Origin of the sequence: Paenibacillus sp. BK033 (assembly GCF_004345425.1) — a bacterium.
Classification (GTDB): domain Bacteria; phylum Bacillota; class Bacilli; order Paenibacillales; family Paenibacillaceae; genus Pristimantibacillus.
Genome location: NZ_SLVP01000001.1, coordinates 583,849 through 609,989 on the forward strand (window position 1 = coordinate 583,849; position 26,141 = coordinate 609,989).

General features: G+C 51.2%; 17 protein-coding genes. 14 read left to right on the forward strand and 3 right to left on the reverse strand.

The features are described 5' to 3' along the window. Nucleotides 1-64: 64 nt before the first annotated feature. Complete coding sequence (locus EV294_RS02585) at nucleotides 65-1,024, forward strand: helix-turn-helix transcriptional regulator (RefSeq protein ID WP_132303491.1); 960 nt, start codon at nucleotides 65-67, stop codon at nucleotides 1,022-1,024. A gap of 114 nt (nucleotides 1,025-1,138) precedes the next feature. Here the strand turns inward: EV294_RS02585 and EV294_RS02590 are convergent, their stop codons facing one another. Beyond that, on the reverse strand, nucleotides 1,139-1,954 hold the full coding sequence (locus EV294_RS02590; RefSeq protein ID WP_132303493.1) for a carbohydrate-binding protein: 816 nt from the start codon (nucleotides 1,952-1,954) through the stop codon (nucleotides 1,139-1,141). On the opposite strand from EV294_RS02590, the gene EV294_RS02595 reads away from it, so the two are divergent. Beyond that, the gene (locus tag EV294_RS02595; RefSeq protein ID WP_132303495.1) at nucleotides 1,910-2,533 is read left to right on the forward strand and encodes a helix-turn-helix transcriptional regulator; all 624 of its coding nucleotides are present in this window, start codon (nucleotides 1,910-1,912) and stop codon (nucleotides 2,531-2,533) included. The genes EV294_RS02590 and EV294_RS02595 overlap by 45 nt on opposite strands. A 43-nt stretch (nucleotides 2,534-2,576) precedes the next feature. Here the strand turns inward: EV294_RS02595 and EV294_RS02600 are convergent, their stop codons facing one another. Then, a complete protein-coding gene (locus tag EV294_RS02600; protein WP_132303497.1) occupies nucleotides 2,577-3,983 on the reverse strand; it encodes a family 43 glycosylhydrolase in 1,407 nt (468 codons plus the stop codon). A gap of 184 nt (nucleotides 3,984-4,167) precedes the next feature. Then, entirely contained in the window at nucleotides 4,168-6,354 is a 2,187-nt protein-coding gene (gene katG, locus EV294_RS02605) for a catalase/peroxidase HPI (protein WP_132303499.1), read from the reverse strand. Between the two features lie 677 nt (nucleotides 6,355-7,031). On the opposite strand from katG, the gene EV294_RS02610 reads away from it, so the two are divergent. From EV294_RS02610 to EV294_RS02665, 12 genes are all read left to right on the forward strand, one after another. Further along, the gene (locus EV294_RS02610) at nucleotides 7,032-8,801 is read left to right on the forward strand and encodes a sensor histidine kinase (protein ID WP_132303500.1); all 1,770 of its coding nucleotides are present in this window, start codon (nucleotides 7,032-7,034) and stop codon (nucleotides 8,799-8,801) included. Beyond that, a complete protein-coding gene (locus EV294_RS02615; protein WP_132303501.1) occupies nucleotides 8,802-10,373 on the forward strand; it encodes a response regulator transcription factor in 1,572 nt (523 codons plus the stop codon). It begins immediately after the preceding gene. A 106-nt stretch (nucleotides 10,374-10,479) separates the two neighbouring features. Further along, nucleotides 10,480-11,406, forward strand: coding sequence for an ABC transporter permease (locus EV294_RS02620; protein WP_132303503.1), 927 nt, complete (start codon nucleotides 10,480-10,482; stop codon nucleotides 11,404-11,406). Between the two features lie 18 nt (nucleotides 11,407-11,424). After that, entirely contained in the window at nucleotides 11,425-12,327 is a 903-nt protein-coding gene (locus EV294_RS02625) for a carbohydrate ABC transporter permease (protein WP_132303505.1), read from the forward strand. A 65-nt stretch (nucleotides 12,328-12,392) separates the two neighbouring features. Next, nucleotides 12,393-13,964 (forward strand): extracellular solute-binding protein, encoded by a 1,572-nt coding sequence (locus EV294_RS02630; RefSeq protein WP_132303507.1) that lies wholly within the window; start codon nucleotides 12,393-12,395, stop codon nucleotides 13,962-13,964. An 84-nt stretch (nucleotides 13,965-14,048) separates the two neighbouring features. Beyond that, a complete protein-coding gene (locus tag EV294_RS02635) occupies nucleotides 14,049-16,277 on the forward strand; it encodes an FAD-dependent oxidoreductase (RefSeq protein ID WP_132303509.1) in 2,229 nt (742 codons plus the stop codon). 19 nt (nucleotides 16,278-16,296) lie between these two features. Next, entirely contained in the window at nucleotides 16,297-18,735 is a 2,439-nt protein-coding gene (locus EV294_RS02640) for a family 78 glycoside hydrolase catalytic domain (RefSeq protein ID WP_165930563.1), read from the forward strand. Nucleotides 18,736-18,957: 222 nt separating this feature from the next. Next, nucleotides 18,958-21,249, forward strand: coding sequence for a helix-turn-helix domain-containing protein (locus EV294_RS02645; protein WP_132303513.1), 2,292 nt, complete (start codon nucleotides 18,958-18,960; stop codon nucleotides 21,247-21,249). A gap of 370 nt (nucleotides 21,250-21,619) precedes the next feature. Beyond that, a complete protein-coding gene (locus EV294_RS02650) occupies nucleotides 21,620-23,236 on the forward strand; it encodes an extracellular solute-binding protein (protein WP_132303515.1) in 1,617 nt (538 codons plus the stop codon). A gap of 93 nt (nucleotides 23,237-23,329) precedes the next feature. After that, on the forward strand, nucleotides 23,330-24,232 hold the full coding sequence (locus EV294_RS02655; protein WP_132305242.1) for an ABC transporter permease: 903 nt from the start codon (nucleotides 23,330-23,332) through the stop codon (nucleotides 24,230-24,232). A gap of 36 nt (nucleotides 24,233-24,268) precedes the next feature. Beyond that, a complete protein-coding gene (locus EV294_RS02660; RefSeq protein WP_132303517.1) occupies nucleotides 24,269-25,144 on the forward strand; it encodes a carbohydrate ABC transporter permease in 876 nt (291 codons plus the stop codon). Between the two features lie 45 nt (nucleotides 25,145-25,189). Next, complete coding sequence (locus tag EV294_RS02665; protein ID WP_132303519.1) at nucleotides 25,190-26,140, forward strand: sugar phosphate isomerase/epimerase family protein; 951 nt, start codon at nucleotides 25,190-25,192, stop codon at nucleotides 26,138-26,140. Nucleotide 26,141 lies beyond the last annotated feature (1 nt).

Below are 26,141 nucleotides of genomic sequence, written 5' to 3' on the forward strand. Positions count from 1 at the left end.
CTCATTGTAAACTATAATGACGACATCTTTTGTCATATATAAAACAAACGAAGGTGAATGCGAAATGAGGGCGGACCGCCTGCTTAGCATTATGATTTTGCTCCAGAATCATGAAATTATGACGACCAGGGAGCTTGCCAAAAAGCTCGAGGTATCGGACCGGACGATTCTTCGCGATATGGATGCGCTTAGTCTGTCCGGCGTGCCTGTCATAGCGGACCGGGGGAAAACAGGCGGATGGAGGCTGATGGATCATTTCCGGAGCTACTTAAGCGGCCTGAAGCTGGAGGACACAAAGGCTTTATTTATTCTTCCGGCCGAACAAATGCTGAAGGATTTAGGCGTGGAGATTAAGGGGCTGGATATCCGTCAGAAGCTGCTGGCCTCCTTGCCCGATGCCTCCAAGAGCGAAGCGTTGCGTTACATGGAGAAAATCTATATGGATACCGGAACGTGGAAGCCTGCCGCGGACAAGAATAAAGCGCTGCTCACGATTCAAAAAGCGTTATGGGAAGATGCCAAGATCAACATAGCTTATCAGAAAGCCGACGGAACCGGCTCGGAAAGAACGGTTAGTCCTTTGGGGCTGGTAGCGAAGGGCAGCTCCTGGTATTTGGTTGCCATGAACGAAGACGGAGACTACCGGAGCTTCCGGGTGTCGAGAATCAGGAAAGCCGAAGCAACCGGGGAATTATTTGAGCGGCCCGCCGGGTTCGAGCTTGCGGAATACTGGAAGCAAAGCAAGCTGGACTTTGCCGGTTCGCTTCCTACGTTTGAAGTGCAGGTTCTCGTACATCCGTCGATTATCGGACGCCTTACCTTCACGGACCGGTTTGTCGAGAAGGTCGACATGGCTGCACCGGCCGTGGACGGGATGATGCCGGCAACGCTTCGCTTTAATGCGGAGCAGGAGGCCGTGGAATATATATTAGGTTTTGGCGGGGCCATTAAACTCGTTAAGCCGGAATATTTGATTAAGAGGATCGTGAATCAGGGAAAAGCCGTAATCGCCCTATACGAATAACCAAATTTACAATATGCGCAGGCTCTATAAAGCTGGCCGACGGATCAAGCAAGAGAGGGTTTCAATCGTCACTCGAATGACGATTGAAACCCTCTTGCTTTACAGGAAGAGCCGTTAGTTTCCAGTGAATAGCAATTGGTCTATATTCGGGCCGCTTGTCCCTGTTGTCTCCAGACGAATCGTATGTTCGCCGGCTGTCAGATCCAGGCTGAAAGCGACCTCGGACCAATTCAGATTCCAGTGCCCTGTTCCGGGGAAGCTCAAGGTCGTTATTTCTTTGCCGTCGACGATCAATTTCATTGAACGGCTGCCGCTGCCGTTCGCATAAGCGAATTTCAGCGTATAATTCGCTTCCGGAACGTCCGCCGTCCATTCGATATAGCCCGGGCCGTTATTAAAGTTCGAATATCCGCTTCCATTCCAGCCGGATCCGTAGGAGGTTGTCGTAATACCTGCGCTATGAGCGGCATCCTCCGCTTGCAACGCCTCATCGAATGGACCAGGAGTCGGCGGCACGGTCACCTCCGTCGCTATAACGGCATCCAGGTTGATATAGGCCGTACCGACGGTTTCCACGGTAATCGCATGACTGCCCGCCGTCAAATGAACCGCTTGCTGCACGCTGCTCCATATGGTGTTCCAGCTGTTCGTGGTTGGCATCGTAACGGACGGATTCACGACAACGCCGTCAATCGTAAGCTTAATCGCCGCGCTGCCTCCGCCATTGGCGTATTTGATATCAAGCACATAGTCATTCTCGGCCGGAATGTTCACATTCATTTGCACGCTGCCAGGCGCATTCATAAAGTTTACAAAACCGCTTCCCGTCCAGCCGCTGCCAAGCGTTTTTACTTGAGCGGTGCTGTTATAGGTACCGTCCTCGGCTTGAAGATTAATTTCCTGAAGGCCGGACAGCTGGAGGAAGCCCATAACAATTTAAACGAGCTGTATGAGCAGATCAAGGCGCGCGCCAAGCTCAGCGAAGAGGTTATTTTCCGAACGTATAGTCTTATTGTCGAAGATATTTTGCGGAGCTTGAATGAGCTGAACATGAATACGAATCAGCTTTTTGGGCCCAACCACAATCTGTTCCGCGAGCTTGCGGCAAAAGAAACGATTCATGCCATCCATCAGTGGACATGCGGCATCGTACGGAAAATAAGCGAAGCTTTGCAGCAGCAGCCAAAAAGGAACGGCTATATTGAAATCGTGAAGGCGTACATGGACCAGAATTATCATCTCGATCTGTCCGTTGAAACGATTTCGGAGCAGGTTAATCTTCATCATGCTTATTTAAGCCGCATGTTTAAGCAGGAGGTAGGCAAAACGCTCCTCGAATATCTGACCGTAAAACGGCTTGAGGCCAGCAAGGTGCTGTTAAGGGAAACGGATCACACCATTACTGAGATCGCGGCCAATATCGGCTACAACAACGCGAACAGCTTTATTCGCTTTTTCAAAAGGTACGAGGGATTAACGCCGGGGGATTACCGGAAAGCGAACGGCTGAACCAAAAAACGCAACCGGTTTGGTTGCGTTTTTTGGTATGGAATTAAGCCGGGAACAGGTCGAAGCAGTCGAGCTCCCCGTAACCTTCCCCTTTGGAAAAACGGATTTTGTTCCAGCCGGCGTTTAATGTGATACGCGCGACGGAAGCCCCCCAGTTCTCCCAGCCTTTATTCGTAATGTAAAAGTTGCTTGAGCTTGAATTATTGATCGTCATAATCCAATAGGACCAGTCCAATCCAGCAGTGCCATTGCCGGTGCGCGCGGACAGCACATAATTTCCCGCCGTTGCCGCATAGACGTCAAATTCTACATAACTGTCTGCCGTATCGATGTGACCGGCTTTGCTTCCGCCGGAACCGTTCGGACTGGAGGAAGCATACGCAATTCCGCCGAAAACGCCAGCCTCTCCTTCATAACGGGCACGGGTCGTATCACCTGAAGGGATCGCAATTGGCGTATTCGGGGCTGCCGGGGATCCGAGATTTGGAGTATTGTCGGCGTTCCAGGTAAACCTCTGGGCACGGATTTCTCGATTCCACCCGCTGCCGGCGTATTTGGCCGTGTGATAGACAATCCAATCCTCCGTTCCATCAGGAGATTTCGTGAAAGAATGATGACCCGGGCCATACAAGCCGTTGCCGGATTTGAAGATGGGCTGGCCGCGCTTGGTCCATGAAGAAGCCTGCAGCAGGTTGCTGCCCGTATTTGCGGTAATCAGCCCCAAGCAATAGCCGTCCGTCCAGCTTCCGCTAGCCGAGTAGACAAGACTGATCACGCCATTGCGGACGATGACTTGCGGCCCCTCGTTAACCGAAGGGGAAGTATTCGTCTCCCACGAATAGGTCGGATGCGCGATTTCAACCCGGGCCGAGTCGATCGTCCACGGATTGCTCATATGGGCGATATACAGCTTTTGCGAGACATTTGTTGTCCCTTCCCAGCCTGACCATATGAAATACAGATTGCTATTTACTTGAAGCACGGTTCCGTCGATCGCCCAGCGGTTCGTCGAGTCGGTAATTTGTCCCTTGTTCACCCATGTGCCCGTCATGGGATCGGCGGAGGTATTTTCCAGAACGTACATGCGGTGATTGTCGTTATTGCCGTCATCCTTGGCGTAATAAATGTACCAGGCACCGTTGACGTAATGAATCTCGGGAGCCCAGACATTGCAGCAGCCGGTCGAGATCACTCTTTTGGTCCCGGCGTCAACGCCCGTAAGCGAGCTGGATTTCCAGATGGTCACGTCGCCGCCGGTTGTTTTCGTGAAGTAATAGAAGCCGTCGGTATGCTTGTAGATCCAAGGGTCCGCGCCGTCCTGGAAAATCACGTTATAAAAGCTGCTGCTTTGCGTTGAGGGAGTTGCGCTTGCCGCACCGGGCAGAACAAACAGCAACAACAGGAGTAGAACCAAGCCTTTGACACCGCTTTCAAAAAACTTCGATTTCATCAATACACCAGCCCTTCGCATTGAGTGTGCGTTCATGTATAGTTAATCATTTCCGGTCAGGGAGAAACAGGACAGGATTATAGATCGTAAGGACATTTTTATAGCCGGAGGGCATGGAAGGAGAGAATAGTAAATTAAACAGCCTGCCCGAGAACCTCGGGCAGGCTGTTTATATAAGAAAGAATTAGTTCACACGAAGGTCGTAACGATCCGCGTTCATCACTTTAACCCAAGCGGCCACAAAGTCGCGAACAAACTTCTCTCGGTTGTCGTCCTGCGCATACACTTCGGCAATCGCGCGAAGGATGGAGTTCGAGCCAAACACGAGATCCACTCGCGTTGCCGTGCGGTCAACCCGGCCAGTCGACTTGTTGCGGCCGTAATAGATGCCGCCATCTCTAGGCTCCCACGCAATGTTCATGTCGAGCAGCTTCACGAAAAAGTCGTTGGTAAGAGTGCCCGCTCGGTCGGTGAACACGCCATGCTGGGTGCCGCCGTGGTTGGTGCCCAGCACGCGCAGGCCGCCGACAAGAACGGTCATTTCCGGCGCGGTCAGGTTCAGCAATTGTGCCTTGTCAACCAGAAGCTCTTCGGCGGATACGCTGTATTGCTTCTTCAGATAGTTGCGGAAGCCGTCGGCGACCGGCTCCAGGACCGCAAAGCTTTCTTCATCGGTTTGCTCCTGCGTGGCATCGCCGCGCCCCGGGGAGAATGGAACCGTGACGTTAAAGCCCGCATCGCGCGCGGCTTTTTCGACCGCGGCGCTGCCGCCCAGCACAATCAGGTCGGCGATGCTGACTTTTTTGTCCAAGTCCTCTTGAATGCCTTCGAGAATCGTCAGGACCTTAGTGAGCTGCTGCGGCTGATTGACTTCCCAATCCTGCTGCGGAGCAAGCCGGATACGGGCTCCGTTGGCGCCGCCGCGTTTATCCGAAATGCGGAAGGTACTGGCCGACGCCCATGCCGTAGTGACCAGCTCGCTGACGGTGAGACCCGAATCCAAAATTTTAGTTTTCAGCTCGGCAATCTCTTCATCGGACAAGGTATAATCCACAGCCGGTACAACATCCTGCCAGATCAGCTCTTCGGTTGGAACTTCGGGTCCGAGATACCTGTCCCGGGGTCCCATGTCGCGGTGAGTCAGCTTAAACCACGCGCGGGCGAAAGCGTCCGCGAACTCCTCCGGATTCTGGTGGTAACGGCGGGAGATTTTTTCGTATTCGGGATCCACTCTCAAAGCCATGTCGGCCGTGGTCATTATGGTCCGAACACGGACGGATGCGTCTTCCGCGTCCGGCGCAAGATGATTCTCGTCAGGATTGACCGCTACCCAGATATGCGCGCCGGCAGGGCTCTTGGACAGCTCCCATTCGTAACCGAACAGCATATCGAAAAAGCCGTTGTCCCACTGGGTCGGATTTGGCGTCCACGCGCCTTCAACGCCGCTCGTGATGGCGTCGCGGCCTTTGCCGGAGCCATGCGAGCTTAGCCAGCCAAGACCTTGCGCTTCGAGTGGAGCTGCTTCCGGGTCAGGACCAACAAGAGAGGCGTCGCCAGCGCCGTGCGCCTTGCCAAAGGTATGCCCGCCGGCAACAAGCGCGACGGTTTCTTCATCGTTCATGCCCATGCGGCCGAACGTTTCGCGAATGTCGCGGGCGCTTCCGGCCGGATCGGGCTTACCGTTGGGACCTTCCGGGTTGACGTAGATGAGACCCATCTGTACGGCGGCAAGCGGATTTTCCAGATCCCGTTCGCCGGAGTAGCGATTGTCGCCCAGCCATTCCTTTTCGTTGCCCCAGTAAATATCTTCTTCCGGATGCCAGACGTCCTCGCGTCCGCCCCCGAATCCGAACGTCTTGCCGCCCATGGATTCAATGGCTACGTTGCCCGTCAGGATCATCAGGTCGGCCCAGGAAATTTTATTGCCGTATTTTTGCTTGATCGGCCAGAGCAGGCGGCGCGCTTTATCCAGGTTGCCGTTGTCCGGCCAGCTGTTAAGGGGAGCGAAGCGCTGCGTGCCGCTGCCGGCACCGCCGCGTCCGTCGCCGGTCCGGTATGTACCCGCGGAGTGCCAGGCCATGCGTATAAAGAACGGGCCGTAATGTCCGTAATCGGCCGGCCACCATTCCTGGCTGTCCGTCATTAAATGGCGAAGATCCTGTTTAAGGGCCTGGTAGTCAAGCTTGTTGAATTGTTCCGCGTAGTCAAAGTCTTCACCCATAGGATTCGATTTTCTGTCATGCTGGTGCAGAATGTTAAGGTTCAGCTGATTGGGCCACCAATCTCTATTTGAAGTACCACTAGATTTGAAGCTTGTAGCGCTTCCATGCATCACCGGGCATTTGCCTGCGTTAGGAACTGTAGCGTCCATCCAATCATCTCCTATTAGCTTTATTGAAGTAGCAAATGGTAGAAAAAATTTGCACTTATCCTCTTTATAAAACGTTATCAAACCGAAATCAATCCAAGTTGCAAAAATTCATCCAATCTTCACGCAAATCTGATAATTTAACGGGATTACCGGGAAAAGAGGGACAAATAGAGAATATGTACGGCGCATGAAAAATAGACTATCAAGATTTTCTTGGCGATGATCGACATTTATCGGGATCTGTTCATTGAGATTTGTTTTACCCATATTACAATGGGATTTGATTGCGAGCATTGGTCCAATACGTCGTTGAATTGTATTATTTATCGTTGCGTTGCTGTATGTCCAAAGCTTACGTGTATGCCCTACACTGGATTTGCAGATGAGTTGGAAGCGCTTAATGAGCGGAAGGTGGGACAAAAAATTAGGGGGAGTATTTCTCCATTTGCTCGGATGCAGCAAGTTTAGAAACAGCAGGTTGAATGTGACGATCCTCACATCAAAATGAAAAGCGTAAATAATGGAAAGTATATGAAGTAAAAGGTTGAAATTCAGTTAATCGTTAAGTTTTGCCTCAAAGTTTACCGGGGATGACCTTATAGGTGTCTCCGGTTTTTTCCGTTTTATTCCTGGCCGATAGCTGTCGCTCGAACTATTTTTTTAAAGGCAGGTGTGCAATGGTGCGTCTTTTTTCCATTCGAAGATATTTACCGTTTACTTATAAAATGATGATTCCCTATCTGGTACTGGTTTTCGTCACCGACATCGTTATTGGCTTCGTATCGTACGGCATGCTCGTGAAATCGCGCACCGAGGTTGCCGAGACGGGTATTCGGGCGGCACTCGAACAAACCAGAAACAATGCCGACTACAGAATGACCGAAATTCAGCGGATCTCGGACCTTCTGTTTGGCAACCTAGCCTTCCAGCAGGCTTTGCAGAAGCATGGAGACCGACTGGAAATGTATTACACGATGATTGATGACATCTTGCCGCAGCTCAATGCTCCGCTGGATTTGTACGGCAGTCCGATCCGGTTGACCCTATACGCCGTTAATCCGGACATAGGAGAGACGGGCAAGCAGTATGCCGACGAAACTCCGATTACCAAAAGCGAATATTTTGTGCAATCCTATTCCGCACTGAAGAACCGCACCTGGTTTCAGGAGCTAAAGACGAAAAGCAAGGACACGAACGTCTGGATCCAGGCCGACACGGATCATCAGCTGAACAACGTATCCCATATTAGGAAGCTTGTTTCATTCGGCGATTATCAGACCGTTATCGGCTATATCCGGATAACCGTCAACTTTGACGGTCTGCTTAGCAACTTGACGAAGTATCCGGATGAGCAGGGGCTAAGCCTGCGCGTCATCGACCGTGCCAATGATGAAGTCATATACTCGCGCACCCCGTCTTCGGCCTTGAAGAAGGACGAAGCTTACTTGAATCTGAGGGAGGACCTTGAAGAGACGCCTTTCGCCATCGAAATTCAGGTTCCTCACGATTACTTGAACAAGGATGCCAAGCGTCTCCAGCTTACGCTGGGCTTGATCTGCGCGATCAGCTTTGTCGTTATGGGAGCTATCGGCTTCGCCGTTGCCACTTTGTCCGGAAGAAGAATGAAGAGGATCGTTTCCCATGTACGTTCCTTCCAGGACGGCAATCTCGACCGTAGGCTTATGATGAGCGGCAATGACGAATTTGTGCTTATCGCTCATTCCTTCAATAATATGGCTGCCAGTATCGAGAACCTGATTCAAGATGTGTACAGGCAGGGCATCCGGAGGAAGCAGGCGGAGCTTGAGGCGCTTCAGGCGCAGATCAATCCCCATTTTCTATACAATACGCTGTCGACGATCAGCAGTCTGAACAATCTGGGCAAAACAAAGGAAGTTACCGAAATGGTGAAGAAGCTCTCCCGGTTCTACCGGCTTACGTTGAACAACGGACAGGTGCTTATTCCGCTTCACAAGGAGCTCGAGCAGGTTCAAGCTTATCTCGATATCCAGAAGGTCAAATACGCAGACTCGTTTAAGGTGTACGTAGACATGGAGCCGGAAGTAAGCGAGGTCAGAATCATCAAGCTTCTGTATCAGCCATTCGTTGAGAATATATTTAAGCATGCCTGGTTTGGCGAGACGATTGCCATTCGACTAACGGCGCGGCGTGTTGGAAACAATCTTGAGCTGAAAATAATCGATACCGGAATCGGCATGAGGCAAGAGACGATTGATCGCGTGCGGCGAAGCACGACGCCCTCTAACGCTTACGGCTACAAGAATGTGGAGGAAAGAATCAAGCTGCGTTACGGCCACGAATACGGCGTGCAAATCGCGAGCGTGTATGGCGGAGGTACGACCGTGAGGCTGCAGCTTCCCATTCAGACGGAAGCAAGCGAAATGAATGACGAGCCGAGCTACCCCGGGAAAAAGGAGAGAAAATAAATGGACATTACGATGCTGCTTGTTGACGACGAAGCGATCGATTTGGAATGGCTGCAGGTGAGGGTGGAGAATGGCGGCTTTCAAGGGCTTCGGGTCGTTGGAACGGCCAAAAGCGGGTTTGCCGCGCTTTCGATTATGGAGAAGGAGAAAATCGACATTATTCTCACGGATATACGAATGCCGATTATGTCGGGCATTGAATTTGCGCGCAGAGCAAAGGAGCTTCAGCCGGATGTGCGCATCGTCTTTATAAGCGGGCATGAAGATTTCCATTACGCGAAGGAAGCAATCCAGTTAAAGGCGTATGATTATCTGCTTAAGCCCGTTGATGACGAGGATCTGAAAGCAACGGTGAACGGCGTATGCGCCAAGGTAAGGGAAGACCGGCGGAACCGGTCTACGGTGCAGGAGGCGCTGCCTTATGTGCAAAGGGAATTGCTGTTGCGCTGGTTCCGTGAAGCCTCCCCAGGGCCCGTAGAGGAGCGGGTGGCCGCATTTCTTGAACCATATCTGGAAGCAGGGGTTGCAGCGGCATTAATAGAGACCGATGATCTGGAGCGGTATGCAAAGGACAAGACGGTTGAGGAGAAGCGGGCGCTGTGGCTGGAGGTGGAAGACTTCCTCAAAACCTTTGTACAAAAAGAAGGTCTTGGCGATTTCATGAACGGCTTCGACAACCGTTTTGTTCTGCTGGCTTCAGGCGTGGACAAAGAAGGCGGCCAGCTGGAAAAGCTGATCCGTGCCTATAAAGCGTATTTCCCGTTCACCATAACGATTGGCCTAGGAGATTTAGCCCACCGAGAACAGGAGCTTCATGATTCATACCGTCAAGCGGAGACGGCTCTAAGCATCAAATGGATTATGGGCAAAGACCGGCTGATACGCGACGCCTCGTCCCGGGCCCTTGGCAAGCCGGCAGCTGCCGGAGTGGAGCAGTTAGTCAGCGACATGCTTCAGGCCATTCTTGATTATGATCTCGTAAAGATCGACGACTGCCTGATCGCGCTATTCTGGCAGGACTATGGTCCTCTTCGCAAAAGCGAGGCTTACGACCTGATCGTTCGGATTACGTCCAAGCTGCATAGTGATTTGCAGCTGCTGAACGAGGATTTATACGGTCTCCTGAACTGGGAAGCCCAACAACCGGACATGCTTTTCGAATTCGAAACGATGAATGATATCGTATCGTGGCTGCGAAGACGGTTCTTCGAGCTGTCCGAGCTTTTATTCCATAAGCGCCGCAAACAAGACCGCAAGCTTATCGCCGACATTATAGGCTATATGGAGGAGCACTTGGTCCAAAGGGTCACGCTGAAGGAGGTAGCTGCCCAATTTCATTTTACGCCCAATTACCTGGGGTTTCTCTTTAAGGAAGAGACCGGGGTCGCATTCAGCGACTACCTGAATGACATAAGAATCAGGAAGGCAAGCGTCATGCTGGACGATCCTAGGCTGAAGGTCTATGAAATTGCCGAGAGGGTAGGCTATAAGAACGTCATTTACTTTAACCGCATGTTCAAACAGGCCACTGGCATGACGCCGGGTGAATACCGGAAAAAGAAAAAAATCTAAACACGAACGTGGATTTGTTTTAGTTTTAGTTGCTCGGCTTACTTATGTCGAATCTTATCCTTTTTTTATAATAAAGGCACAGACATAAGAAAGGAGTAGAGCGTAAATGACTGAAAGACGCCATACCTTCTGGCGCGATATCGTGAAATACCGAACGCTGCTATTGATGATATCACCGGCCGTTCTGCTGATCCTGCTGTTCTCGTACGTACCGATGGCAGGAATCGTGATCGCCTTCAAGCAGTTCGATTACAAAGGCGGCATCTTCGGAAGTCCCTGGATCGGATTGGATAATTTCAAATTCTTCTTTCAATCCGGCGATGCCTGGCGCGTAACGAGAAATACCGCTTTGTACAACATCGGCTTTATGGTGCTCAGCAATGTGCTGCAGATCGCCGCAGCCATCCTGCTGTTTGAAGTCGGAGGCAAATGGTTCCGTAAAATTATGCAATCCGCTCTGTTCCTGCCGTACTTCATCTCCTGGGTTGTCGTAGGCTCGATCGCTTACAACTTCTTCAGCTACGACGTGGGCACAATCAACAGTGTATTGACATCTTTGGGTTTGGAACGGATCGATATCTATAATACCCCATCCTATTGGCCGTATATTCTGTTGTTCTTCCACACCTGGAAGACCCTTGGGTACGGCACGGTGATGTACCTGGCCGCAATCACGGCCATTGATACCGAGATGTATGAAGCAGCCGAAATGGACGGAGCAAACGTGTTTCAGCGCATTATGAAGGTTACGGTTCCAAATCTTGCGCCTACCTTCATCATCCTGATGCTCCTGGCTGTAGGCAATATTTTCCGCGGGGACTTCGGAATGTTCTATAACATGGTAGGCAATAACGGCATGCTGTTCTCCGCAACAGACGTCATTGACACGTTTGTCTTCCGCCTTCTGATGGATACCAACGACTTCGGCATGTCTTCGGCAGCAGGCGTTTACCAATCGGTGCTTGGTTTTGTAACCATCCTGTCCGTAAACTACGCCGTACGCAAATACGACAAAGATCGCGCATTATTCTAAACGGGGAGGGACAACAAAATGAGTGGAGCGGCTGCTAGACGCCAACAGAAGGACAAGCTTCTGCTTGCCATCATTGGTTACGTAACGTTGGCGGTGTTTGCGCTAATCTGTATCGTGCCATTCGTCATTATTCTGTCGTCTTCGTTCTCCGATGAAGAAGCGATCCGAATGCACGGTTATACCTTAATTCCTACGATTTTCTCAACGGATGCCTATCGGATGATTTTTAAATACCCTGATGACATTCTGCAGTCTTACGGGGTAACGATAACCGTCACCGCAATCGGTACGGCGGTTGGATTATTCCTGACAGCCATGACGGCATACGTGCTTTGCCGCAAAGATTTCAAGTGGCGCAATCATTTCGCATTCTATTTCTTCTTTACGACGTTGTTCAGCGGCGGGCTTGTTCCTTGGTACCTGCTTATCGTGAACTATCTGGATATGAAAAATACTTTGGCGGCCCTTATCATTCCATCGCTGATCAATGTGTTTTATATCATGGTCATGCGGGCGTTCCTTGCCGGTATTCCGGATGCGATATCCGAATCGGCCAAAATCGACGGCGCCGGTGATTTCCGGATTTTCATTAGTCTCATTCTCCCTCTTTCCAAGCCGGCACTCGCAACAGTAGGACTGTTTCTGGCGCTTGGCCACTGGAACGATTGGTATAGCGCGCTTCTGTTTATTTCCGACGACAAGCTCATGCCGCTGCAATATTACTTGTATCAGATGCTCGGCAACCTTGAAGGCATGCGTAAAGCGATGCTTGGAGCCGGTGGAGTAGTGGACGCCAATATTCCGGGAGAAAATTTGAAGATGGCGATGACGGTGGTCGCGTGCGGCCCGATCCTGTTCGCTTATCCGTTTATTCAGAAATACTTTGTGCAAGGCTTAACGATTGGCGCGGTAAAAGGATAAACACAGGGCAACCTGGTTTATTATAAAGTTTTCCTGGCATTCATACATTTAAGGGGGAAGGCATCATGATGAAGAAAAAATGGGGTCTGGCGCTGTCTAGCGTACTGGCAGCATCGATGATTCTCAGCGCATGCGGCAACAGCGGCAACAACGAAGCAGCTAGCAATAATGCAGGCAACAAAAACGGCAATGCGTCAACAAGCCCGGCTGCTGACGACAAGGTCGACACATCCCAGGCGGTTAAGCTGAAGATGATCATGCTTGGACCAAAACCGGCCGATTATGATCAAGTATTTGGCGAAATCAACAAGCAGCTTCAGGAAAAAGTAAACGCAACCTTGGATACGGAGTTCCTCGACTGGTCCGACTGGTCGCAGAAGTATCCGCTAAAGTTCGCGGCAGGCGAAGACTTCGACCTTATTTATACCTCGAACTGGGCGCAGTACAACCAGCAGGCGCTTAAGGGCGGCTTCCTCGAGCTGACGGACGATCTGCTCGAGAAATACATGCCGCAGACTTGGGCTGCCATGCCTAAAGTGAAGTGGGACCAAGCCAAAATTAATGGCAAAGTGTACATGGTGCCGCAAAACCAAAACACCGAATTTACCGACAAGCTTATTTTGTACCGCGGCGATCTGCTCGAGAAATACAACCTGCAGCCGATTAATAGCCCAGAGACCTACAAGGCATATCTGGAAGCGGTAGCGAAGAACGAGAAAGGCATCACGCCATACGGTCTCGAAGCTAGCGATTCCAAAACGCATAACCTGGACAAGCAGCTTTTGCTGCAGAAGAATGGCTGGAACATGCTCGGCGATGTACCGCTCGCTTATAAAGTAGACGATCCAAAAGGTCAAGTATTCAATATCTATGATACGCCTGAGTTTAAAGATCTGCTTGCTTATTACAAAGAGCTCGCCGACAATGGCGGCTGGTCGCGCAACGCCTTGACTAACAAAGGCGATACAACAGGCGATTTCAAGGCGGGCAAAGTAGCTTCGATGTCTCATAACGTAACGGCGCTTGGCGGTATCCTGGCAACCGTGAACAAAGATCATCCGGAATGGAAAGCGGCGCTTGCGGACTTGACTCCGGACAGCAAGAAATCGGAAGCGATTTCGACGCAAAACGGTGTTGCCGTGCATGCAACCTCCAAAAATCCGGAGCGTGCTCTGATGGTGCTCGACTTGCTTCAAAACGACAAGACGCTTCACGATTTGATCATGTACGGTATTTCCGGTACGCATTACGAGCCGGTTGGCGATAACCAATACACCAAAACGGACAAATTCGGCGATTTCAACAGCTTCTCGAACTGGGCTTGGAACTCCCCGCTGAACCGTGTGGATACCATGTTCCCGCAAGCGGCGCAGGACGTTCAGAAGAAATGGTCGGCACAAGTGTACCACTACCCGCTTGAAACGTTCGTTTTTGATAACTCGAAAGTACTGAACGAAGTAACAAACGTCGGCAACGTAATGATGCGCTACGGCGTGCCTTTGGAATACGGTCTGATTCCGGATACGGCGAAAGGTCTCGACACGCTGCAGAAACAGCTGAAAGCAGCCGGCATCGACAAAATTCAAGCTGAACTGCAAAGTCAAATTGACGCTTTCCTGGCTAACCAAGCTAAGTAAGGACAAGATGCTCAATCAAACAGGATGCAAAGCGCTGGCGCTTTGCATCCTGTTTCTTGCAGGAGAGAATGGAGGACTGGCGAAATGAGAGAAGAAACAGTGAAATCCGATATTACGGTAGTTGGAGGAGGATTGGCCGGCGTATGCGCGGCTATTGCTGCCGCCCGTCTTGGACAAACGGTATCGCTTGTCCAGAACCGTCCTGTTCTCGGCGGCAATTCTAGCAGCGAGGTCAGGGTTTGGGTATGCGGCGCGACCGGTCACGGGGTAAACCGTTACGCCAGGGAGACCGGCATTATGGGCGAGTTGTTCGTAGAGAACCAGTATCGGAACAAAGAGGGCAATCCGTATCTGTGGGATTTGGTCGTGCTCGAGAAGGTGCGGGCGGAATCCAATATCCGTCTGTTTCTGAATACCGATGTTCATGAGGTTGAAGCATATGGCGACAAGGAGAACCGGGTTATTCGATCCGCAACCGGCTGGATGATGGGCTCGGAGCGACGGATTGTCTTTGAAAGCGAATATTTCCTTGATTGTACGGGCGACGGACTGCTCGGGTTCCTTGCAGGCGCCGAGTTCCGGATTGGACGGGAGGCGCGTTCGGAGTTTAATGAAGAATGGGCACCTGAAATCGCGGACGATATTACGCTCGGCAGCACCATTCTGTTCTATACGAAGGATGCGGGCAAGCCGGTCAAATATATCGCTCCAAGCTTTGCAAAGGATATTACGAAGACAACGCTTCCGATGAAGCGCGTCATCCGAAGCGGCGATTCGGGCTGCGACTATTGGTGGATCGAATTCGGCGGCGAGCTTGACACGGTAACCGAAAACGAGGCTATCCGTGACGAGCTGTGGTCGGTTATTTACGGTATTTGGGATTATATCAAGAACTCCGGCAAATTCGACGCCGATCATATGACGCTGGAATGGGTCGGAGCGCTTCCTGGCAAACGCGAATACCGCCGGTTTGTCGGCGATTATATATTGAACCAGAATGATATTATTGCCCAGACCCGTTTCGAAGACGGTGTGGCGTTCGGCGGCTGGTCGATTGACCTTCACCCGCCGCAGGGGATGTATTCCCTCGAAGGCGGCTCCAAGCATATGCACCCGGATGGTATTTATACGATTCCTTTCCGATCGCTATATTCCCGCAACGTAAGCAACCTGCTGTTTGCCGGACGCAATATAAGCGCATCACACGTGGCATTCGGCACAACAAGGGTGATGGCTACATGCGCCGCGATAGGCGAGGCGGCCGGTACCGGCGCAGCTTTATGCGTGCAAAAAGGCGTAACGCCTAGAACGTTATACCGCGAGCACCTGCAGGATCTGCGCCAAACCCTGCTGAAAAGCGACGCTTCGGTTATCGGCTATTCCAACGAGGATCATGAGGATCTGGCCCGTAAGGCCCGCGTAACCGCTTCGAGCGAATGGAAGCAGCTTGCCTTGGAAGCAGGCAAGGATACCTACCTTCTGGATAAGGACATTGCGTTAATCGTCCCGCTAGAACCGGGTATGGACGCTATTTCGTTCCTTGTTAACAGCGGGGAAAAGACCGAGCTCACCGCCGAGCTGTGGAATACGGGGCGCGAGGAGCGTTACATCCCAAGCAGACAGATCGCCGTGGCCAGCGTTAAGATCGAAGCGGGAGAAGGGCAGTGGATCCGCTTCCCGCTCACTTGGTACCCGGACCGTCCACAGAACGGTTTCGTTATATTGCGGGAGAACCCGCTTGTTTCCGTCCAGATGGCAGCTCGCCCTCAAACCGGAATGATCATGCTTGAGAATCGCAGCAAGGAAGAAAAGAAGCCGGATGCCGTTAAGGTATGGGCTCAACAGCGCGTCTTTCGTAAGCTGCCGGCCATTCGCGTCGAACCGGAGACAACGGCTTTCTCACCTGAGAAAGCAATTGACGGGGTAACCCGCCCTTATGGCGGACCGCATATGTGGCTGTCCGAACCGATCATGGAAGGCCGCGAGGAATGGTTGCAGCTGACCTGGCCGGTACAAATTGTTGCGGGTGAAATTCACGTGACTTTTAATGATGATGTTAATGTAGACCTTATTAATCTGCATCATCATGAAACCCCGTTTCAAGTCATGCCCGAGCTGGTGAAAGACTATCGCATTGAAGCGCTGGCCGGAGGAGAATGGATCGAAATCACGCGCGGACAAAGCAACCGCGTGAGGAAGGTTGTTCATACGCTGGACCAGACGATTGTCACTAACCAAATCCGAATTGTGGTGGAATCAACAAACGGCAGCCCGCATGCCGAAATTATTGAATTGCGCGTTTATGAATATTAAATGAAAGCAGGTGCATAAGGTGGGTCTTGCACGATTTGTTCGAAAGCATCCATCCGTATGGGAATGGGGGCAGAGCACAAGCATTATCTGGCATCCTGCGGAAGTTGAGAATCATTACGAGCATCCTTATCAATCCTTTTGCTATTTTCGCAAAAGCTTTTCATTAGATCAGGATGAAGCCGTAACAGGCAAGCTGAGTATATTTGCCGATTCTCGGTATATCTTATACGTGAACGGAATATACGCGGGAAGAGGACCTTGCCGGAGCGATCCCCGCTGGCAGTATGTCGATGAGCTGGACGTTACGGGGCTGCTTAACGCCGGAACGAACACGATAGCGGTTATGGTCTTGTATTACGGTTACGGGACGGGGCAATCCATTGACCGCATTCCTGCATTGGCCGCGGAGCTGAAGGTTACTCTCCCGGAGCAGGAAAATGTAATCATCGGAACCGATTCCTCCTGGGTTTGCCGTCTGTCTGATGCTTACGATTCCCGCTCTCCGCGGATAAACGGCTGTCAGGGACCCATTGAAGTTTATGATGCCAGGCAAGAACCCGAAGGCTGGCATCTGCCGGGCTTTGACGAGGAGGGATGGCAGAAAGCCAAGACGCGCGGAATCGGTTTATCGCCTTTCTGGAACTTCGGAAGGAGACCGATTCCTCTCATGGAAGAGAAGGAGTTGGATGCTCTCAGGCTGGTAAGCCGGGGTAGCGTCCGCCAGCTTGCGGAACCTTCGGGAAGACTGCATCTGGATATCATCGAAGAAACAAAAAATATGAAAATCAATCTCTTATCCTCAACTCCGTACAACATCTCGTCGAAGCAGGCTTCACATGGCGAGTTTGAGGTGCTGACCTATGATTTTGGCAAGATTGAGCCAGGCTATCTTCAGCTGGATGTAACGGGAACAGACGGTACAATCGTTGATATTGTCTATGCCGAAGAGCTGTGGAAGGGCAAGGCGCTTCTTAACGTCAATAATAACCGTTCCATTGACAGGTTTATTCTTAAAGAGGGCTGGCAGCGGCTCGAGGTCCGGTTCGGCTGGAAAGCATGCCGCTTTGTCCAGTTAAGAATAAGACATGCCGATTCCCGTTCGATTATGCTGCATCGCGTTGGAATGCGAACTCGCAAATATCCGATTGATCAACCCGCCGTCTTCCAGTGCAGCGATGAGCGGCTCCAGAAAATCTGGGACATCTCCGAGCATACGATCCGGATTTGCATGCAGGATGCCTTCGTCGATTCACCAAGCCGAGAGCAGCAGCAATGGATGGGAGACGGGCGTTGGCAAGGGCTGTATCAGACCTATTATTCCGGTGACGGAAGGCTGCACCGCAAGCTGCTGGAGCAGGTCGGACAATCGCAGGACTGGCAGGGCATGACGGCCCAGCGTTATCCGGACGGCCATCACAATTATCCGCCGATCCCTTCCTTCTGCCTGCATTGGGTTAGTTCTTTTAACGAGTATATGGATGCTTACGGGGATGACGGGCTGCTCATCGAATGGTGGCCCAATATCGTTCAGGCGCTCCGCTGGTTCTCGGGCTTCGAGAACCGGGAGGGGTTGCTGGAAAACGTCCCTTATTGGGCCTATATAGACGCCGGCGAAGCGCCGCTTGGCCGGTGGCCGGATGTAGAGCGGGGGGGAATCGTAACCTCGCTGAATCTGCTCTATTTGGAAGCGATGCAAAACGCCGCGAAATACGCCAGACTTGTCGACGATCGGGAAGCCGAGGCCTATTACAGGAAAGCCGCAGGCAGCCTGGCTAACAGTATTCGGCAATATTTATGGTTGCCGGACAGCGGCGCATATACGGAGTGCCTCGTAAACGGTGAAGCCAGCCGCTTCTATAGCGAATCAGCCAACGCCTTGGCCCTGCTTGTTCTGCATGAGGCGGGAGATGAACACAGTGAAACGATCTACAGGTCAGTGTTCGCTCCGGAAGCGGACGGGATATCGATTAAGGCAAGCCCCTTCTTTATGACGGTTGTGTACAGGGCTCTCATGAAGCTTATGCGGGAAGACCGTATGCTTGAGCTGGTGAGAGAGCGATACGGCAGGATGATTGATGCCGGCGCTGCTTCGGTATGGGAATGGTGGGATTTATTTTACGGGAACGAGCATAAGGAAGATATTTCCTTTAGTTCCGCCTGCCATGCATGGGGCAGTATGCCGGTCTATATGTTTCTTCATAGCATCCTTGGCATTCAGCCTTCGGAAGCCAATAAGAGGGTAGTTATCATACAGCCAAAGCTGCCGAAAGATTTAATGTGGGCGGCAGGCTCTATTCCAACAACATTTGGGCCTTTGGCGGTTCGGGTGGAACGGCTTTTGACAGCATTGGATACAGGTTGCCTAGAAATAACCGTACCGCAAGGAGTCAAGGCTATATGCGGAGATGTCGTTTACGGTCAAGGCAAACACGTAATCGATAATTGGATATTTCATTAAGACCTAAGACGAATATAATTTTCCGTCAGCCCGAATAACGGGCTGGCTTTTTTTTGCGCAAACGGCATGAAAACTAGAAATTGCTACAACTTTTACTGTCGAAACGGTTTCGAATCGGGGTGAGCCATGCTACAATGTAGGCAAGTAAACCGCTTTACTCATTTAGGCTGATGATTGTGATAACGCTTACATTGCAGAGTCGGGCGTGGCAGGAGGAAAAACATGCTCAAGCTGAACAATTGGTATATACGACTGCTCGTTTCCTATTTTCCGATCCTGGTGCTGACCGTATCCATGATCATTTTCTTGTCTTTTATCGCAGTAAATGAAATATCCCGGTCCGAGATGGCCAAGGCTGACCGGATTACGACCGGATATGTCGTAGACAGCGTGGAACGGTCCATTCACGAAGTGGAATTTAATGTGCTGGGAGAGGTCGAGTCGAACAAGAGCTATGCGGCTTATTTGAACGGCTCGTCCGAATCCACGACGATCAAATATAACGTGGTTCACAGTTTGCGGTCGCTGATCGAGGATAACGATCTGGTCGAATCGATTTACTTATACAGGAAGTCGGATAATATTGTACTGACGTCGAGCGGCGAGACCGAATTGTCCGAGTTTGGCGACCGGGACTTCCTGAGCAAGGCGGAGGAATCCCGCGAGTACAAGGGCTGGTCGGCAAGCCGCGAATTTAAGGAATACGACGGCTTGAAGCCGGTAAAAGTCATTTCGATGTACAAGGAGACGCCGCTTCCTTTCGGCAAGGACGGCATTCTCGTCATTAACATCAATCTCTACAATGTCGGGCAGATGATCGGAAGCATGACCAACCATCAGGTATCGTTCATGCGAATTACCGATGCGGCGAAGCAGCCCGTGTACCCGGGGGATGACGGCTCGGCCTCGGGCGGCAACGTGCTGACTACGATTACCTCGCAGCCGCTTGGATGGATCTTCGAGAGCGGTCTTCAAGCCGGTCATTTGATGAGCTGGGTATCGGTTGTCTCGTATGTATGGGTCATTATCGCCGTTCTGACGTTTGGAGCTGCCATTGTTTATATTATTTGGGTTACCCGGCGAAATTATAAGCCGATCAGACTCATGATGAACCGGATTCAAGCGCTGCACCTGCGGGGGAGCGACGGCACGGCGGTAAAGCTGGATGATCTGACGATGATTGACCGCGCGCTCGAGAATCTTATCGTTCAATCGCGCGATCACGAGAAGGAGCAGCGCGAAAGCGTCGTGCTTCAGCGCAGACAGCTGTTTAACGAGTTAATAAGCGGACAGCGCAGCGATCAGTTGATGGAACGGCTTCGCAGGCTGAAGCTTTTGCCGGATAAGGGACGATTCGCGGTTATGGTCGTCAAGCTGAACAAGTACGAGGAATTCCAGGCGGATAATACGCTTCATGAGCAGAATGTATTAAAGTTCGCGCTCGGCAACGTGATGCAGGAGCTGGCGAATAACGAAGGCCTGCAAGGCTGGGGAGAATGGTCGGCATCCGACCGGATTACGTTCGTATTCGCATCCGCTGAAGGAGCTGCCGTAACGGAGATGCTGAATCAGCTTCGCCGGACCGCCATCGTGGCAAGGGAATGGGTAGAGGGGCATTTGCGCTTTAATCTTTCCCTCGGCATTGGCTCAATCGTTGAGGACTGGAACGGAATCGGAGGCTCCTATCGCAAAGCGCTGAACGGCATGGAATATCAATTCGCCATCGGCCGGGATGCGGTTACGTTCAGCGGGGATATCCCTCAGGATCAACCGCGCGGCATGTTTAATTACACGCAGCAATGCACCAATTGCGTGCAGGAATTCCGGCTGACCAATGAAGGCTGGCGGGATACGTTTGAGCAGCTGTTCAAGCATTTCGAGACGGATGTCATGAAAGACGAGGATATTTTATCGCTAATCCAGCTTTTCCTGCAGATGCTGAGCCGCGAGCTGAAGGAGCTGTCGGATACGCTGAACGAATGCCTGGACGAGGCCCGGATTGCGGAGGTGCTCGCAGGTCTAAGAGGCGCGGCAACGCTTGGCGAGATGAAGGAACAGCTGTCGGATTATTTGGTGCAGGTCTATGATACCTATGTTGCGATGAGCCAGACCAAAGGCTATAAGACAATGATCACCGAGATTAGAGCTTATATCCAAGAGAACTTTGCCGATCCGGATTTGTCTCTCAAGCATTTAAGCGACAAGTTCGAAATATCCGGCAAATACGCCAGCCACTTGTTCAAGCTGGAGTACGATATGAAATTCGTCGATTTTCTCGTGCAGCTTCGGATGCAGCAGGCGGAGCGTCTGCTCGCCGAAACGGACGAGACGGTACAAAATATTGCCCTTCAGGTTGGTTATGCTAACTCTATAACGTTCGGACGGGTGTTCAAACGGCTGACCGGCGTAACGCCGGGCGAATTCCGCAAGCTGAAGATGCGCCCTTCCGCGGCTCTTATTGGCGCACAGGGCAATCGAGACGAGTCCATCGCGGATGATGAGGCTAACGATTAACGGATTAAGACAGCGGCGTTCCGGATAAGCAATCTATTCGGACAGCCGCTGTCTTCTTTTATAATCACGGCTGTGCCGTCAGCCGGAACGCAAAAGTTTATCGCGGGAAACGGCTTTATTACGGGCTTTTTGCTATACGGTTTATGTCGGGAAAATGATTTATTCTAACCGCCGAAAGCCTTATAGGGCAAGGCATTGGCGGAATGGTTTGCATCGCCGAAACTGGTTTATTGTCACTTTCCTGAAGTCCGTGCCATACTGAGGGCACTTCCCAAACACGGGCCGGCAGCGATGCATGTAAGCGTGTTCAATACATTACACCGGGTGCAGGAAGCAAATCGAAAAGGGATGAAAGAGGGGTTGGATTCGAATGAAACAAAGCAGAAAAGGAAGAAAGACAGCCAGCACTCTATTAACGGCTACGCTCGTAGGCACGATGCTGCTCAGCGCATGCAGCAATAGCGGCGGCAACGAGAAAGCCAATGAATCAAAAGGAGGCGAAACGGCTTCCGTCGGCAAAGCCTCCACGCTTAAGGTTGAAGTATTCGACCGGGGCAATTCTCCTGCAGGCTCTACCATTACGAACAACTACTTGACGAAGCTTGTACAGGACAAATTCGGTACGCCGAACAACATTAACGTGCAATTCGTACCGATTCCGCGGTCGGAAGAGGTTCAGAAGCTGAACGTACTGATGGCGAGCGGCAGCGACGTTCCGGATATCGTATTTACTTACGACTCGGGCACATTCTACAGGTACGCGCAGCAAGGCGGTCTGACGGATCTTGGTGAGCTGCTTGATCAATACGGTCCTAACCTGAAAAAATTCCTTGGCGAAGAAACTCTTGCTTACGGACAATATCAAGGGAAACAGTTTGCTCTGCCGGCGAAACGCTCGCATCTTGGCAAATACTCGTCGTTTATCCGTCAGGATTGGCTCGATAAGCTGAACCTTCCGGTTCCAACAACAACCGACGAGCTTTACAATACCTTGAAAGCGTTTAAGGAAAAAGACCCGGGTCAAACCGGAGGCAAAGTCATTCCGCTTGGCATGGCGCTTGCACCGGCCCAATTCGAGCCATTGATCTGGTCCTTCATCCAGCCTGTGACGGAGGAACAGAGATACACCTTAACGCAGCAGCTTGGTTCCAATGATTATCCGGTGCTGCTGCCAGGCTTCAAGGATGCGCTGCAATTCATGAATAAGCTCTATAACGAAGGGCTTATGAGCGCCGATTTCAGTCTTGATGAGGATAAGAAGAAGCTCGGAGAGGATGCCGCAAAAGGTTTAATCGGTTTCTACAGCGAGGATGACATGAATCCTTTCTATGCGGACGGCACGTACGCAACGCTTCAGAAAAATATTCCTGATGCAAAGCTGTCGGCAATTGATGTTTATACCAACTCGGAAGGCAAGCATCCGAAACCGGAATATGCGCCAATCGGCATGTATTTAATGATTCCTAAGAGCAGCAAGAATGCGGTAGAAGCAGTTAAGTATCTGGATTGGATGGCATCGGAGAATAACCTGTTCGACATGCAAAATGGCGTCGAAGGCGAGAATTATACTCTTCAAAACGGCGTTCCTATTGTAAAGACAGATGCATCGGATGATGTAAAAAACCGGATTTACAACTGGGGAGATATGGCGATTATCTCGAACGGGAAGCAGCTTGGCGATGCAGACAAGAACGTAGAGGCTTACGTATACGGTATGCCTGAGGCTTACCAGGATGAGACACGCAAAGCGCTCAGCATCTCCAGATCCGACACAATCAAGCCTGTTCTGTTCGACCATCCGATTGAAGCGCAAGCGAAATACGGCACGGCTTTACGTGATAAGCTCAATGAAATCATTGTAAAGACAACAATGGCGAAACCGGACCAATTCGAGAGCACTTATGAGTCCGTAATGAAGGATTACATGGCAAACGGCGGTCAAGCGATTTTGGATGAACGCACAAAAGCTTACGAGGCAATGAAATAGAGGCAGATCCTACAATATATTTGCCTGGGGACGACGAGCGAGCATAAGGCTCTCGTCTCCCGGCACATCGTAAGCGGACAGGGGTGGATGGCATTGAAAGGACTCTCGTATTTACGCAGATATTGGCAATTATATGCTCTACTGATACTACCGGTAAGTTACTTTATTATTTTCAAATACGGTCCGATGTACGGCATTCTGATCGCGTTTAAAGACTTCAACTTCTTCCAGGGCATTAACGGCAGCGAATGGATCGGCTTAGACGGATTCAGGGAAGTGTTCGCGATGCCGGACTTTTACAAGGTACTGCGCAATACGTTGATGCTTAACTTCTTGGACCTCATTGTATCGTTCCCGGCTCCACTCTTTCTGGCCATTATGCTCTATGAGCTGAAAATAGGTTGGTTCAAAAAGCTGTCGCAAACGATTTTGTATATTCCGCATTTTATTTCCTGGGTCATAATCGGCGGTATCGTATTGCAGGTATTCGGTACGCAGTCCGGCATGATTAACAACATCATTACATCGCTTGGTTTTGATGCCATTCCGTTTCTGACGGATAAGAAGGATTGGCTTATTACCTACTTGGCCGTTGGCGTCTGGCAGAGTGCCGGATGGGGTACGATTATTTACTTGGCTGCTCTTACGGGTATTAACAGGGAATTGTTCGAAGCAGCAGACGTGGATGGCGCGGGCCGTCTCAGAAAGATCTGGAACATTACGCTCCCATCGCTGAAACCTACAATCGTAACTCTCCTCATTATCAACCTGGGGCATATGATTGCAATCGGTTTTGAACGTCCTTACATTATCGGCAATACCGCGGTTCGGGATTACGCGGATGTGCTAAGCACGTTCGTATACCGTATCGGCATTGAATCCGGGCAATATACGATTGCTACCGTAGTTGGTTTATTCCAGGCTCTTGTTGGACTCGTCTTTGTACTCGGCGCGAACTACGCCTCCAAGAAATTGGCGGATCAAAGTATTTTGTAATCTATGCTATCGAAAACGGGAAAGGAGCGGTAAGACATGAGAGATCGAAACGCCAGCCGGTCATTTGACGTGATTAACACTCTTGCGATACTTCTATTCGTGCTGATATGTCTGGCTCCGTTTATTCATATAATTGCGATTTCCTTAAGCTCGTCGCGCGCTATTATGTCAGGCGATGTCAGTATTTATCCGGTGGAAATCAATTGGGGTGCTTACAAGCAGGTAGTCACGGACATGTCGATGATCCGTTCACTCGGCTTTACGATTTTGCTGACGGTGCTATTCACCGTGTTGTGCATGGTGATGTCGATTGCGGCAGCGTACCCGCTGGCCAAAACCAAATTAAAAGGCCGCAAGGTTGTCATGTTTATTATCATCATCACGATGTTTTTCAGCGGCGGCATTATTCCGGAATACATGCTCGTGCGCAATCTGCACCTGCTCGACTCGATTTGGGCGCTTGTGCTGCCGGGACTAATCAGTCCGTTTTATCTGATTATTCTGATTACGTTTATTCAAAATATTCCCGATTCGCTTGAAGAATCGGCCGAGATCGACGGCAGCTCTTATTTCCGTACGTTAACGAGTATTATCGTGCCGCTGTCGATGCCGGTTATTGCTACGCTAAGCTTGTTCTATGCGGTAGGCCGTTGGAACGGCTTTACCGATACGCTGATGTACATTACAAGCCCGGAGTTGTATCCGCTCCAATTAAAGCTGTACCAGCTTGTTCAAAACAACATGGTCACCGATTTGATCGCGGCGGAGGGCGCAAGCGGACGCCAAATGCTGCAGCCGGAAAGCCTGAAGGCCGCAAGCGTTATTTTCGCAACCGTACCGATCCTGATCGTGTATCCGTGGCTGCAGCGCTATTTCGTAAACGGCGTTATGCTTGGCGCGGTAAAAGGCTAACCAAAGAGGCGGCAATCGCCGCTATGCATCTGGAGGATGAAAGACATGGGGAAGGACAAAGGACAATATTCGTTCTCAACCTGTTGGAATATTAAAAGGCATCAAACGGGCAGCGGCATGATCGAAGAGATCCGGGGGCTTGGCTTCCGGTACGTAGAGCTGAACTACAATGTGACGAGCGAGCTGCTGTCCACGATTGAACCGATGATTGAACGGGGACAAATCGGGGTGTCGAGCGTGCATAATACGTTCCCGCATGTGGCGGATCCCGATTACGGTACCGATTCGGTTCTGCTTGGCTTCGATGACGAAGAGAAGCGTCAGCGTTCGATTGAGCTGCTGCTCCGCTCTGCCGAATACGCGAATCGTTATGGCGCGAAAGCGGTTGTGGTCCATCCTGGAGAGGTGCCGTTCGACTACAATATCGATCAGGAGCTGAAAAAGATCTACAACGAGCAAGGTCCGGAATCGGCTGCGTACGTCAAGCTGTGGAGCGAAATGATTGAACGCCGGGAATCGGCAGCCGGCCATTACCTCGAGAGGATTGGAGACAGTCTCGAGGAGGTATGCGACCGGCTCGAGGCGAAAGGCTTAAACGTATCGATCGGCATCGAGACGCGCTCGCGCTGCTATCAAATGCCGACGTTAAGAGAAGCGAAGACGGTCTTTGACCGGCTGAAGGGCGCCAAGGTCGGGTTATGGTACGATTTTGGCCATGGCATGATGATGGAACGGATGGGGCTGTACGATAACGCCCGCGACATGGAAGCGATCAAGGATCATGTCGTCGGCATTCATATTCACGAGACGGTGGGGCTGTCGGATCATTGGTGCCCTTACGTGCACAGCGGCGACATGCATTATTTTGACCGCTTCCTCCCGATTATCGCAGCCGCTCCCGTCAAGGTGTACGAGCTGAAAGCGGCATGCACGCCGGAAGAAATCGAGCTTAGCCATGACCGGCTGCTCGGGAAGCTTGCGGCATTCGGAGGCTAGA